General features: G+C 57.9%; 13 protein-coding genes. 4 read left to right on the top strand and 9 right to left on the bottom strand.

The features are described from left to right. Positions 1-20 precede the first annotated feature (20 nt). Positions 21-899, top strand: coding sequence for an Hsp33 family molecular chaperone HslO (gene hslO, locus PYR66_01625; protein WEF28465.1), 879 nt, complete (start codon positions 21-23; stop codon positions 897-899). Between the two features lie 359 nt (positions 900-1,258). Then, positions 1,259-2,878, top strand: coding sequence for a phosphoenolpyruvate carboxykinase (ATP) (gene pckA / locus PYR66_01620; protein ID WEF28464.1), 1,620 nt, complete (start codon positions 1,259-1,261; stop codon positions 2,876-2,878). Positions 2,879-2,944: 66 nt separating this feature from the next. On the opposite strand, the gene envZ is transcribed toward pckA, so the two are convergent. The 9 genes from envZ to PYR66_01575 all read right to left on the bottom strand — a co-directional run bounded on the left by envZ (position 2,945) and on the right by PYR66_01575 (position 11,365). Further along, on the bottom strand, positions 2,945-4,306 hold the full coding sequence (gene envZ, locus PYR66_01615; GenBank protein ID WEF28463.1) for a two-component system sensor histidine kinase EnvZ: 1,362 nt from the start codon (positions 4,304-4,306) through the stop codon (positions 2,945-2,947). Continuing rightward, a complete protein-coding gene (gene ompR, locus PYR66_01610; GenBank protein ID WEF28462.1) occupies positions 4,303-5,022 on the bottom strand; it encodes a two-component system response regulator OmpR in 720 nt (239 codons plus the stop codon). Before ompR ends, envZ begins: the two co-directional genes overlap by 4 nt. 218 nt (positions 5,023-5,240) lie before the next feature. Continuing rightward, a complete protein-coding gene (gene fucP, locus PYR66_01605; protein WEF28461.1) occupies positions 5,241-6,464 on the bottom strand; it encodes an L-fucose:H+ symporter permease in 1,224 nt (407 codons plus the stop codon). Positions 6,465-6,495: 31 nt separating this feature from the next. Further along, on the bottom strand, positions 6,496-6,852 hold the full coding sequence (locus PYR66_01600; GenBank protein WEF28460.1) for an L-rhamnose mutarotase: 357 nt from the start codon (positions 6,850-6,852) through the stop codon (positions 6,496-6,498). Beyond that, positions 6,849-7,625, bottom strand: coding sequence for an SDR family oxidoreductase (locus PYR66_01595; GenBank protein ID WEF28459.1), 777 nt, complete (start codon positions 7,623-7,625; stop codon positions 6,849-6,851). Before PYR66_01595 ends, PYR66_01600 begins: the two co-directional genes overlap by 4 nt. Continuing rightward, on the bottom strand, positions 7,609-8,460 hold the full coding sequence (locus PYR66_01590) for an amidohydrolase family protein (GenBank protein ID WEF28458.1): 852 nt from the start codon (positions 8,458-8,460) through the stop codon (positions 7,609-7,611). The genes PYR66_01595 and PYR66_01590 overlap by 17 nt, the downstream gene beginning before the upstream one ends. Continuing rightward, entirely contained in the window at positions 8,447-9,742 is a 1,296-nt protein-coding gene (locus PYR66_01585; GenBank protein WEF28457.1) for an L-fuconate dehydratase, read from the bottom strand. Before PYR66_01585 ends, PYR66_01590 begins: the two co-directional genes overlap by 14 nt. Further along, positions 9,739-10,590: a fumarylacetoacetate hydrolase family protein gene (locus PYR66_01580; GenBank protein WEF28456.1), complete on the bottom strand. Its 852-nt coding sequence runs from the start codon at positions 10,588-10,590 to the stop codon at positions 9,739-9,741. Before PYR66_01580 ends, PYR66_01585 begins: the two co-directional genes overlap by 4 nt. A gap of 34 nt (positions 10,591-10,624) precedes the next feature. Further along, positions 10,625-11,365 (bottom strand): SDR family oxidoreductase, encoded by a 741-nt coding sequence (locus PYR66_01575; protein ID WEF28455.1) that lies wholly within the window; start codon positions 11,363-11,365, stop codon positions 10,625-10,627. 234 nt (positions 11,366-11,599) lie between these two features. Between PYR66_01575 and PYR66_01570 the strand changes: the two genes are divergently transcribed. Beyond that, entirely contained in the window at positions 11,600-12,358 is a 759-nt protein-coding gene (locus PYR66_01570) for a FadR/GntR family transcriptional regulator (protein ID WEF28454.1), read from the top strand. An 85-nt stretch (positions 12,359-12,443) separates the two neighbouring features. Then, on the top strand, positions 12,444-12,917 hold the full coding sequence (gene greB, locus PYR66_01565) for a transcription elongation factor GreB (protein WEF28453.1): 474 nt from the start codon (positions 12,444-12,446) through the stop codon (positions 12,915-12,917). Positions 12,918-12,958 lie beyond the last annotated feature (41 nt).

The following is a 12,958-nucleotide window of genomic DNA, read 5'->3' as shown; positions in this document are numbered from 1 at the left end:
CGCCAGCAAGAGAGATGATTATGACTCAACACGATCAATTACATCGTTATCTGTTTGAAAACTATGCCGTGCGCGGTGAACTGGTCACCGTATCGGAAACGTTGGAACAGATCCTGGCCAACCATAGCTACCCGCAGCCGGTAAAAACCGTGCTGTCGGAGCTGCTGGTCGCCACCAGCCTGCTGACGGCGACACTGAAGTTCGCTGGCGATATTACCGTTCAACTGCAGGGCGACGGCCCGCTCTCCCTGGCAGTGATCAACGGCAATAATCAGCAGCAGCTGCGCGGCGTCGCGCGCGTTCAGGGCGAGATCCCGGAAGGCGCAGACCTGAAAACGATGGTCGGCAACGGATACCTGGTCATTACCATCTCTCCGCAGGAAGGCGAGCGCTATCAGGGCGTCGTCGGTCTGGAAGGCGATACGCTGGCGGCATGCCTGGAAGATTACTTCCAGCGTTCCGAACAGCTGCCAACCCGTCTGATCATTCGTACCGGTGAGCACGACGGTAAAGCGATGGCCGGCGGCATGCTGCTGCAGGTCATGCCGGCTCAGGACGCACAGTTGACCGACTTCGAGCATCTGGCAACGCTGACCGAAACCATCAAGGCGGAAGAGCTGTTTACCCTGCCGGCAAACGATGTATTATGGCGCCTGTACCACGAGGAAGAGGTGACCGTTTACGATCCGCAGGACGTAGAGTTCAAATGCACCTGTTCCCGCGAACGCTGCGCCGATGCGTTGAAGACGCTGCCGGATGAAGAAGTCGACAGCATCCTGGCCGACGAAGGCGAAATTGATATGCACTGCGATTACTGCGGCAACCATTATCTGTTCAATGCCATGGATATCGCCGAGATCCGCAATAACGCCTCTCCGGCGGATCCGCAGGTACACTAATTGCCCTACCCGCCAGGCGCTGCGCTGGGTTTTCCTACCCCGCCGCGCCTGGCGTCAACCCTTTCGACCGCGTGTTGAATCGATTTTCCCTGAAAGAGTTACGTAATTTTCTTTCAAGAAAGCGATTACATTCACATTTCAGCAGTTTTTTTAATTACTTTTTAACCATTCAGAAACATCTACCGCCACCTTTGACCGATTTCCTGAGATAATCGCGCACACTTCGTGACAGGAGTCACTGTGTTTTTCGTAAGTAAGGCGTTTGTCGAGATACGTAAATCTATGAGCCTGGTCGCGGTCTATTACCTGAAAGAAACCCTACAATTTAAAGCAGTATATATTGGCTAAGGAGCAGTGACATGCGCGTTAATAGTTTAACCCCGCAGGATCTCAAGGCTTACGGTATCAATGATGTCCAGGAAATTGTCCACAACCCGGGCTTCGATACCCTGTATCAAGAAGAGCTCGACCCAAAACTGGAAGGTTATGAGCGTGGCGTTTTAACCAATCTTGGCGCCATCGCCGTCGATACCGGTATTTTCACCGGCCGTTCGCCGAAAGATAAATATATCGTCCGTGACGACACCACTCGCGATACCGTGTGGTGGTCTGATAAAGGCAAAGGTAAGAACGACAACAAGCCGCTCTCCCAGGAAACCTGGCAGCACCTGAAAGGCCTGGTAACCCACCAGCTGTCCGGTAAACGTCTGTTTATCGTCGACGCCTTCTGCGGCGCTAACGCCGACACCCGCCTCAGCGTGCGCTTCATTACCGAAGTCGCCTGGCAGGCGCACTTCGTTAAGAACATGTTCATTCGCCCGAGCGAGGAAGAGCTGGCGGCCTTCGAGCCTGACTTCATCGTGATGAACGGCGCGAAGTGCACCAACCCGCAGTGGAAAGAGCAGGGTCTGAACTCCGAAAACTTCGTCGCCTTTAACCTGACCGAGCGCATCCAGCTTATCGGCGGCACCTGGTACGGCGGCGAAATGAAGAAAGGAATGTTCTCGATTATGAACTACCTGCTGCCGTTGCAGGGTATTGCATCGATGCACTGCTCCGCTAACGTCGGCGAAAAAGGCGACGTGGCCGTCTTCTTCGGCCTGTCCGGCACCGGTAAAACCACGCTTTCCACCGATCCGAAACGCCGCCTGATTGGCGATGACGAGCACGGCTGGGATGACGACGGCGTGTTTAACTTCGAAGGCGGATGCTACGCGAAGACCATTAAACTGTCGGAAGCCAACGAACCGGACATCTATCACGCCATCCGCCGCGATGCGCTGCTGGAAAACGTCGTCGTGCTGGCTGACGGCACCATTGATTTTGATGACGGTTCGAAGACCGAGAACACCCGCGTCTCCTACCCGATCGACCATATCGAAAACATCGTTAAGCCGATTTCGAAAGCCGGTCACGCCACCAAGGTGATCTTCCTGACCGCAGATGCCTTCGGCGTACTGCCGCCGGTTTCGCGCCTGACCGCCGACCAGACCCAGTACCATTTCCTGTCTGGCTTTACCGCCAAACTGGCGGGTACCGAGCGCGGCGTCACCGAGCCGACCCCAACCTTCTCCGCCTGCTTCGGCGCCGCGTTCCTGTCGCTACACCCGACGCAGTACGCAGAAGTGCTGGTGAAACGCATGCAGGCTTCCGGCGCCCAGGCATACCTGGTCAACACCGGTTGGAACGGCACCGGCAAACGTATCTCGATTAAAGATACCCGCGCCATTATCGATGCGATCCTCGACGGTTCGCTGGATAATGCGGAAACCTTTACGCTGCCGATGTTCGACCTGCAGATCCCAACCGAGCTGCCTGGCGTGGATACCCATATTCTTGACCCGCGTAATACCTACGCCTCTCCGGAGCAGTGGCAGGAAAAAGCCGATCAGCTGGCGAAACTGTTTATCGAGAACTTCGAGAAGTATACCGATACCCCGGCTGGCGAAGCGCTGGTGGCTGCCGGTCCGAAGCGTTAAGTCAACGCGCGATAAAACAAAGCCGGGAAATTCCCGGCTTTTTTACGTCTTACTGCACTGCAAAAATTAACTCTCCTTCGCAGGCTTCGTCGGCGACAGCGCGCGATGCACCGGAATCGGCAGCCAGGCGCGAATCAACAGGCCGCCGCGTTCGCTGGTGCCAATCTCCAGACGACCGTTATGGTTGTCGATAATACGCTGTACAATCGCCAGCCCCAGGCCGGTGCCGCTGGTGCTGCGGGCGCTGTCGCCGCGCACAAACGGCTGGAACAGGTGTTCGCGCTGCTCCGGTTTAATACCCGGACCATCATCTTCTACCTGGAACCAGGCGCGGCTGGCTTCGCTGCCACTGCTGACTTTGATCCAACCATTGCCATAGCGCGCGGCGTTGACCACCATATTGGCCAGCGCGCGTTTGATCGACAACGGATGCAGACGCAGCGGAATCTCGCCCGCCTGCAGGTCTGTCGCGATTTCCCGCTCGTAGCCGCTTTCGGCAGCGATCACTTCGCCCAATACCGCGTTGAGATCCGCCAGCTCCATCGACATCTCCTGGCCGGTACGCAGGTAGTCAATAAACTGCTCGATGATGGCGTTGCACTCTTCGATGTCTTTATTAATCGACTCGGCGAGATAGCCGTCCTGCTCGCCCATCATCTCCGTCGCCAGCCGAATGCGCGTCAGCGGCGTGCGCAAATCATGACTCACCCCGGCCATCAGCAGCGTACGGTCGTCCGCTAGCTGTTTAACCCCGGCGGCCATATGGTTGAAGGCGCGGGTCACCGAACGCACTTCCGACGCGCCGTACTCGCGTAGCGGCGGCGGAATAATGCCCCGTCCGACCTGTAGTGCCGCATGTTCCAGGTCAACCAGGGGTCGGTTCTGGATACGGATAAATAGCCAGGCGCCACCGATCGCCAGCAGCATAATCGCCAACGTATAGCGGAACAGCGGCGAGAAATCGCCCTGGTGGATTTCCGTCAGCGGCACCCGCACCCAGATATTCGGCGACAACCAGGTCTTCAGCCACACCACCGGCGAACTTTTGTTTACTTCGACCCGCACTTCGGTCGGCCCGCCGAGCTGGTGCGCCATCTGCTGACTTAAAAATTCATAATGCTGCGCCCAGCGCAGCCCTGCATCTTCCGCCGCCTCATTGGAATAAAGCGAAATACCCAGCTCGCGGTAAATTTCGCGGCGAAACGCCGGCGGCACCACCAGTTGAGTGCCGTCTTCCAGCTGCAGTTTATCGGTCATCAGCATACGCACTTCGTATGCCAGTACCTTATTAAACTGCTGCAGGCTCGGCAGGATCGCGAAATTCAGCACCACCAGATAGGTCGTCACCAGGCTGACGAACAGCAGAGTGACGATCAGTAGCAGGGTGCGGGCAAATGAGCTTCGCGGCGAAAAACGCACGCGTTTCATGCCTTAGCGCCGTCCGGTACGAAGACATAACCCAGGCCCCACACGGTCTGGATATAGCGCGGATGTGCCGGATCTTCTTCCACCATCCGACGCAGGCGGGAGATTTGTACGTCGATGGAACGTTCCATCGCCGAGTACTCGCGGCCACGGGCAAGGTTCATCAGCTTGTCGCGAGACAGCGGTTCGCGTGGATGGCTCACCAACGCCTTCAGCACCGCGAACTCGCCGCTGGTGAGCGGCATCGGCTCATCTTCACGGAACATCTCACGGGTACCGAGGTTCAGCTTGAACTTGCCAAAAGCGATCACCGCTTCTTCCTGAGAAGGTGCGCCCGGCAGCTCGTTCGCCTGGCGGCGCAGCACGGCACGGATACGGGCCAGCAGTTCACGCGGGTTGAACGGTTTCGGAATATAGTCGTCGGCGCCGATTTCCAGCCCCACGATACGGTCAACTTCTTCCCCTTTCGCCGTGACCATAATGATCGGCATCGGGTTGCTCTGGCTACGCAGGCGGCGGCAGATAGACAGGCCATCTTCGCCCGGCAGCATCAGATCCAGCACCATCAGGTGGAAGGATTCACGGGTCAGCAGGCGATCCATCTGTTCGGCGTTCGCCACGCTACGAACCTGGAAGCCCTGCTCGGTCAGATAACGTTCCAGCAGCGCGCGCAGGCGCATGTCGTCATCCACAACCAGAATCTTATAATTCTCTTGCATTGTTTGTACTCCCAAAGGTTCACTGCAATCGTCAGTGCGTATTCTTAAAAACCCACGCTAATACGACCAGCCAAATCTGGTATATATTCTAGTCGAAATTGTTACAAAGCATATTAAACAGCAGTTTATACCCGCCATATTGGGCAAAATTTACCATCGGCGCGATAAAAAAGAAAAAGGCGGAGGGAGTCCTCCGCCTTTTTAGCTAAATTTTCCGCTTACACGCGTCGCTGACTCATGCCGTACCATAGCACAACAATGAAACACGCCAACGGTAAACCATAGGCCAGCGCGGTGCTGTAGCGATCGGCGATCGCCCCCATGAAGTAAGGCATAATCGCCCCGCCGACAATGGCCATGATCATAAATGAGCTGGCGCGTTTAGTATGGCTGCCCATATTTTTAACGCCCAGCGCGAAAATGGTCGGGAACATAATCGACATAAAGAAGAAAACGGCAATCAGCGCCACCACCGACACACCATCGATACTCATCATCACCAGCCCGCAAAGCACGATATTGACCAGCGCGTACACCATCAGCAGCGTCGCCGCCTGCACCCGCCCCATCAGCCAGGTACTGAAGAAACGACCGACCATAAAGCTAATCATCGCAATCGACAGCAGATAGGAGGCGTGCTGATTTGTCACACCGTGCCAGTGCTCGGTGGCGTAGTTAATAAAGAACGCACCCACGCCGACCTGCGCGGCAACATAAAAGAACTGGGTGATCAAGCCGCCGGTAAAGTGGCGATGCTGCCACAGTCCTTGCGCCGCCGCGTCCTTGCTCTCCTCTTCTTCACGAATGTCCGGCATTGATGTGCGGCGGAACAGCAGCGCGATGGCCAGCACCAATACGGCAATCGCCACATAGGTAATTTTCACCGAACTTTGATCGCCAGCGTTGCTCTGGGTCGCTGAGAAAAACAGCGTACCGCCGATCAACGGGCCAATAAACTGCCCCAGACCGTTGAAGGACTGCGCCAGATTCAGCCGACGTTCCGCGCCGTTACTATCGCCCAGAACCGTCGCGTATGGGTTTGCCGCCGTTTCCAGACAGCCTAACCCGCAGGCAATTACAAATAGCGCGAACAGGAACAAGGCAAAACTATTGACGCTCGCCGCCGGTACGAACAGCAGTGCGCCCAGCGCATACAGGCACAACCCGACCAAAATCCCGGCTTTATAACCACGTTTATCCATAAAATACCCGGCGGGCAGCGCCACCAGGAAGTAAGCGCCGAAGTAGGCCGCCTGCAGTAACCCGGATTGCGCTTTGGTAACGTGCAGGGTCTCCTGAAAATGTTTATTGAGAACATCAAGCAGGCCGTAGGAAAGCCCCCACATAAAGAAGAGGCTGGTAACCAGCATAAACGCCCAGCGCAGATTAGGGGTCGCCCCGGCGCGGGTCGCCAGCGGCTCCGCCGTTTTATTCACTAGCATGGTGAGATCCTCGGTAGAGTACAGAGTTGTTTTATTGATCCTGCAAAGAGAATATGCGCTCCATCGACACCCATTTTTCGCCTGCCGGCGTCCAGGGGGTGGGAACCTGGTATTGCCACATCAGCGCTTCCCAACGCTGAATCACCGGATGGCGCAGGCTTTGCTGAGTAAAGCGGTCACCGTCGAAATCCTCGGCCACCTCCATCACCATCAGCAACCGCGTGCCAAGCCGATAAATCTCCATATCCAGCACGCCGTGGGCGCGTAGGTGCTCCGCAACTTCCGGCCAGATATGTTCATGCAGACGCTGGTATTCGGCGATTTTCTCCGCCGAATCGACTAAATCCAGCGCCTGACACAGCCGCCGCCGCGCGGCGTTCGCGCTCATGACAGCGCCCTGTCGAGATGCAGATAACCGCCGTCCACCGATAGCCACTGCCCGGTGGTATGCGACGCACGCGAGGAAATGAGAAACACCACGGTATTGGCAATCTCTTCCGGCGTGGTCATCCGTTTGCCCAGCGGGATCCGTTGGTTAATCGCCGCCATCTGCTGCTGCGGATCGGGGAAGGTATTAATCCAACGCTGATACTGCGGCGTTAGCACTTCCGCCGGTACCACCGCATTGACCCGTACGCCGCTATCCCGCAGCGAGACCGCCCATTCGCGGGTTAACGCCAACACCGCCCCCTTCGCCGCGGTATAACCGCTGGTGCCGCCCTGGCCGCTTAGCGCGGTTTTCGAGGCGATATTGACGATAGCGCCCCGCGCCGCTTCCAATGCCTCGCGGCACAGGTGGGCCATCTGGTAGTAATGGATCAGGTTTTTCTCCAACGATCCGAGAAACGCCTCGCGACCGGCCTCCAGTCCCACGCCATCGTTCACCCCGGCATTGTTGACCAGCGCATCGATACGGCCAAAACGCGCCAGCGCCTGCCGCACCGCGTCGGCGCATTCGGCCTCCTGGCACAGATCGGCGATAATAAGCAGGCTCTGCGGCGCGATTTGCCGCAGCGTCTCCATAAAACCGGGCTCCGGCTGCGCGTTGGTCACGATAACCGGTATCGCACCCTCTTCCGCCAGCAGTTGCGTCACGGCCGCGCCGATGCCCGAACCGCCGCCGGTGACGATGACCACTTTATCTTTAAGAAATAAATCCACTCTTCGCCTCCGTTAAACCATAAACCCGACAGGCAGTGCCTCCCCAGATAGCGGATTGCTGTTCTGCCGTCAGCGGGGCCAGCGCCGTTTCGCACAGCTGATAGACCTGGCGGTATTCCGCCGCCAGCAGGCACACCGGCCAATCGGAACCAAACATCAGCCGCTGCGGGCCAAATAACTCCAGCGCGGCATGGAAGAAAGGCAATAGCTGATCTTCACGCCAGCATCCGCGCCCGGCTTCCGTCACCAGACCAGAAAGTTTGCCAACCACGTGCGGCAGCGCCGCCAGCGGCCGCACCTGTTCAGCCCAATGGGTCGCACCGCGCGCGATATCCGGTTTGCCGAAATGATCGAGCACCAACCAGTGGCCGTCGTGGCGGGCGGCAAAACGCGTCGCCGCCGCAAGGTGCCGATGGGTGACCAGCAGATCCCAGCTATAGCCCTGCCGCTGCAGCAGCTGCATCCCACGGGATACCGCCTCACGTTCAAGCCATGCCGCCGGGTCGGGCTCATCCTGTGCCTGGTGGCGTAGTCCGCACAGTTGCCCACGCCACTGCGCCAGCTTCTCTTCGAGATCCGCCGCGGTAATATCCAGCCAGCCCACGATGCCGCACACGCCCTGCGCCTGAGAGACCTGCTCCACCAGCCAGGCGGTTTCGTTTTCGTCATGCCGCGCCTGCACCACCACCGCGCCATCCAGCTGGTGCTGCGTCAGCAACGGCTGGAGCTGCGGCGGGTAAAAATCCCGGCGCAGCAACGCCATGTCGTCATCAATCCACGGGTAATCCTGCGGTTGATAGCGCCAGTAGTGGTGGTGGGCGTCAATGCGTAGCATGCTCGTCTCCGCGATAGCGGTATTTGTCGATTGAGGCCGGGCGTATCTCGATCGAATAACCCGGCGCCTGCGGCGGCATATAGGCCGCGCCGCGGATCTCGCAAGGGTGCAGGAAATGCTCATGCAGATGATCGACAAATTCGATCACCCGTCCCTCGTGGCTGCCGGCGATGCACAGATAGTCAATCATCGACAGATGCTGGACGTATTCACACAACCCGACGCCGCCAGCATGCGGGCAGACCGGCAGGTTGTATTTCGCCGCCATCAGCATCACCGCCAGTACTTCGTTGACGCCGCCTAATCGACAGGCATCGATCTGCACCACATCAATCGCGCCGCGCATAATAAATTGCTTAAACATAATCCGGTTCTGGCACATTTCGCCGGTGGCGACCTTCACCGCACCAATGTTTTCGCGAATCCGCCGGTGGCCCTCGATATCATCCGGGCTGGTCGGCTCTTCGATAAACCACGGCTTAGCGAAGGCCAGCGCGTTGACCCACGGGATTGCCGCGTCAACTTCCCACACCTGGTTGGCATCGATCATCAGTTGCCGATCGGGGCCAATTACTTCGCGGGCGATGCGCACCCGGCGGATATCGTCTTCAATATCGCGCCCAACTTTCAGCTTGATATGGGAGAAACCGGCATCGACCGCCTGCTGGCAAAGGTGGCGCAGTTTTTCATCGCCGTAGCCCAACCAACCCGCCGACGTGGTGTAACACGGGTAGCCCTGCTCCTGGAGCTGCGCCAGACGCTGGGCTTTGCCCTCCTGACGGCTTTCCAGCAGACGTAACGCTTCATCCGGGGTGATGCAGTCGGTGATGTAGCGAAAATCGATGCAGCGCACCAGTTCGGCCGGGCTCATCTCGGCGACCAGCCGCCAGACCGGTTTCCCCTCGGCTTTCGCCCACAGATCCCACACTGCGTTAACCACTGCGCCGGTCGCCAGGTGAATGGCGCCTTTGTCCGGGCCAATCCAGCGCAGCTGGCTATCGCTGGTAAAACGCCGCCAGAAGGCGCCCATATCCGCGGCGATCGTCTCAAGATGTTCGCCGACGATTAAGTGTTCCAACGCCTGAATCGCCGCGCAGCAAATCTCGTTGCCGCGGCCAATGGTGAAGGTCAGTCCGTAGCCGGAGAGCTGCGGGTTGTCGGTTTCGAGGATCACATACGCGGCGGAGTAATCCGGATCGGGGTTCATCGCGTCGGAACCATCTAGCTGTTGCGAGGTGGGGAAGCGAATATCTTCCACCCGCAGGGCGGTAATTTGCGTCATTGCTTGTCCTCCACGGTCAGCTGTTGTTGTTCGCCCAACCCTTCAATACCCAAACGGATGGTCTGGCCGGCGCGCAGATAGACCGGTTGCGGCTTCTGCCCCATCCCAACGCCCGGCGGCGTGCCGGTGGAAATCACATCGCCCGGCTGCAGGCTCATAAAGCGGCTCAGATAGCTGATGATATAAGGCACTTTGAAAATCATGGTGCGGGTATTGCCGTCCTGATAGCGCTTGCCATCAACCTCCAGCCACAGGTTCAGCGCGTTAGGATCGGGGATCTCATCGGCAGTCACCAGCCAGGGGCCGGTCGGCCCGAAGGTATCGCAACCTTTACCTTTGTCCCAGGTGCCGCCGCGTTCGATTTGATACTCGCGTTCGGAGACATCGTTAATCACGCAATACCCGGCGACATGGTCCATGGCGTCACGCTCGTCGATATAGCGCCCGCCCTTGCCAATCACCACGCCCAGCTCAACTTCCCAGTCGGTCTTTTGCGAACCGCGCGGGATCATCACGTTGTCATTCGGCCCCACCACCGCGCTGGTCCACTTGTTGAATACCACCGGCTCCTGCGGGATAGCGGCGCCGGTTTCTGCGGCATGATCGGCGTAGTTCAGGCCGATACAGATAAACTTACCAATGCCGCCGACGCAGGCGCCGATACGCGGCTGGCCCTCGACCAACGGCAGGCTGTGAAGATCCAACTGGCGCAAACGCGCCAGGCTCTCCGGCAGCAGCGCATCGCCGCGCAGGTCGGAGATATAGTGCGACAGATCGCGCAGGCGACCCTCATTATCCAGTACGCCCGGGCGCTCGCTGCCGGGATTGCCAAAACGGAGTAATTTCATGCGTTATCCTGATTACGAAAGAGATTGCGCGAAGCTAGTTGCTCCAGCCGCCGTCAATAATTTGCACCGTGCCGGTGGTGTAGGCGCTGGCGTCGGAAGCCAGATACAGCGCCAGTTGCGCGATCTCTTCCGGCTTGCCGATGCGGCCAATAGGCTGACGGGCGACAAACGCCTCGTACACCGCCTCTTCACTCAAACCCTGTTCGCGCGCCTGCTCGGCAATGCGTCCACGCAGCGACGGCGAATCCACGGTCCCCGGACAGATCGCATTGCAGCGGATGCCCTGGGTGACAAAATCCGCCGCCACCGACCGGGTCAGGCCAATCACCGCCGCTTTACTGGCGCTGTAGGCAAAGCGGTTCGGCACCCCTTTGACGCTGGAAGCGACGGACGACATGTTAATAATCGAGCCGCCGCCGCGGGCGATCATCGCGGGCATAAAGGCGCGGATGGTGTGGAACATGGCGGTGACATTCAGATCGAGGGCAAACTGCCACTCCCGCTCGCTACATTCGAGGATGCTGCCGCTATGCACCACCCCCGCGCAGTTGAACAGCACGTCGATCGGCCCCAACGTCTCCGCGGCGGCGGCAATGGCCTCGGCACGAGTGACGTCAAGCTGCAGCGGCGTCACGCCAGGAATGTCGCTCAATCCGGCAATATTGATATCGCTGGCGATCACTTCCGCCCCGGCGGCCGCGAACAGCCGCGCGCAACTGTTGCCAATCCCCTGCCCTGCGGCGGTAATCAGGACGCGTTTTCCGGTTAGTTCCATTTCTCTCCCCTGGTCTAAAGGACTAATGGTCAGGCCATTAGTGGTAGTCAAAGGCCTGACCTTTCGCATGACAAGTCAGGCATAACCCGCTATCGTGAAGCTCAGATGTTGCAAAAATGGCCGCAAACGGCACATTGGTTAACCAATTAATTACACTCGACTAACAAACACTCAAGTGTGCTGGCCAATATTTGTGCGCTTTATCACTGTCTATTGCGTGAGCAAAGGTGAAACATGCCGATTACCAGACTCGAAAACCCAAGGATTTACAGACAGATAGCAGATCAACTCAAGCGGTTGATTGAAAACAACGAATTTCCGCCCGGCAGCCGCCTGCCCTCTGAGCGAGATTTAGCTCAGCAGCTGAATGTCAGCCGGGCATCGGTACGCGAAGCGTTGATTGCCCTTGAGGTGATTGGCCTGGTCGACGTGCGCGTCGGCAACGGGGTTATTGTCAAATCACAGACGCCGCTCGCCGCGACCAAAGAACCGGTGATGGCCCAGGCCGGTCGCGGCCAGTGGACGGAGATCGACGACGAACTCAACATCGACCTCGATTTTAACGCCGAACTACCGCCCTTTTCTCTGCTGCAGACACGCTTGCTGATCGAACCGGAAACCGCCGCGCTGGCAGCGCGCCACGCCAGCCCCGAAGAGCTGGCCGCTATTCGCGACGCCTTTGAACAAAACTGCCGCGATAACCGCGCCGGATCCACCACTCATCCCGGCGACCGCCTGTTCCATATTCGTATCGCCCAGGCCAGCGGCAATCCAGCGTATGCGTTTATCATCGGCCACCTGCTCGGCCACCGTTACGGCAGCATGTTCCGTATGCTGCAGCGCCACTACACGCCGGATGATATGCCTCGCCGTTCCGAACAGGAGCACCGCGCTATCCTGGAAGCCATTGAGGCTCACGACGTTCGCGCGGCAAAAAAAGCAATGAAAAACCATATCAATCAAGTCATTACTATTTTCACCCGCAGCCAGTAGCCGCAATTTATTCGCCCACCGCTTTACCTTGCCTGAGCGGCTGGTTAAGGTACGGCGGGACGAGATTATTTTGGATGAACCGCTGATGAAAACGCCGCTGATCACCCGCGAAGGGTATGAAAAACTGAAGCAAGAGATGGATTACTTGTGGCGTACAGAGCGCCCGGAAGTCACCAAAAAAGTGACCTGGGCGGCAAGCCTTGGCGACCGCAGCGAAAACGCCGACTATCAGTACAACAAAAAGCGCCTGCGCGAAATCGACCGCCGGGTACGCTATCTCACCAAGTGTCTGGAACATCTCAAAATCGTTGATTACTCCCCGCAACAGGAAGGCAAAGTGTTCTTTGGCGCATGGGTGGAAATCGAAAACGACGACGGCGATACCAAGCGCTTTCGTATTGTCGGCTATGATGAAATCTTCGGCCGCAAAGACTATATCTCCATCGATTCGCCGATGGCGCGCGCGCTACTGAAAAAAGAAGTCGGCGATCTGGCTATCGTCAACACGCCCGCGGGCGAAGCCAGCTGGTACGTCAACGAAATTGAATACGTGAAATAGAGCCGGAACATTCCGAGAGAACCCGGTCGCGGCTGGCATTT

This window comes from Klebsiella aerogenes (assembly GCA_029027985.1).
Taxonomy (GTDB): domain Bacteria; phylum Pseudomonadota; class Gammaproteobacteria; order Enterobacterales; family Enterobacteriaceae; genus Klebsiella; species Klebsiella aerogenes_A.
Note: the sequence above shows the minus strand (reverse complement) of the source record. Positions and strands in the feature narration are given on the sequence as shown.

Coding starts and splice junctions, on each gene's coding strand:
- hslO (WEF28465.1), top strand. CDS start 21: ATGACTCAACACGATCAATTACATCGTTATCTGTTTGAAAACTATGCC.
- pckA (WEF28464.1), top strand. CDS start 1,259: ATGCGCGTTAATAGTTTAACCCCGCAGGATCTCAAGGCTTACGGTATC.
- envZ (WEF28463.1), bottom strand. CDS start 4,306: ATGAAACGCGTGCGTTTTTCGCCGCGAAGCTCATTTGCCCGCACCCTG.
- ompR (WEF28462.1), bottom strand. CDS start 5,022: ATGCAAGAGAATTATAAGATTCTGGTTGTGGATGACGACATGCGCCTG.
- fucP (WEF28461.1), bottom strand. CDS start 6,464: ATGCTAGTGAATAAAACGGCGGAGCCGCTGGCGACCCGCGCCGGGGCG.
- PYR66_01600 (WEF28460.1), bottom strand. CDS start 6,852: ATGAGCGCGAACGCCGCGCGGCGGCGGCTGTGTCAGGCGCTGGATTTA.
- PYR66_01590 (WEF28458.1), bottom strand. CDS start 8,460: ATGCTACGCATTGACGCCCACCACCACTACTGGCGCTATCAACCGCAG.
- PYR66_01585 (WEF28457.1), bottom strand. CDS start 9,742: ATGACGCAAATTACCGCCCTGCGGGTGGAAGATATTCGCTTCCCCACC.
- PYR66_01580 (WEF28456.1), bottom strand. CDS start 10,590: ATGAAATTACTCCGTTTTGGCAATCCCGGCAGCGAGCGCCCGGGCGTA.
- PYR66_01575 (WEF28455.1), bottom strand. CDS start 11,365: ATGGAACTAACCGGAAAACGCGTCCTGATTACCGCCGCAGGGCAGGGG.
- PYR66_01570 (WEF28454.1), top strand. CDS start 11,600: ATGCCGATTACCAGACTCGAAAACCCAAGGATTTACAGACAGATAGCA.
- greB (WEF28453.1), top strand. CDS start 12,444: ATGAAAACGCCGCTGATCACCCGCGAAGGGTATGAAAAACTGAAGCAA.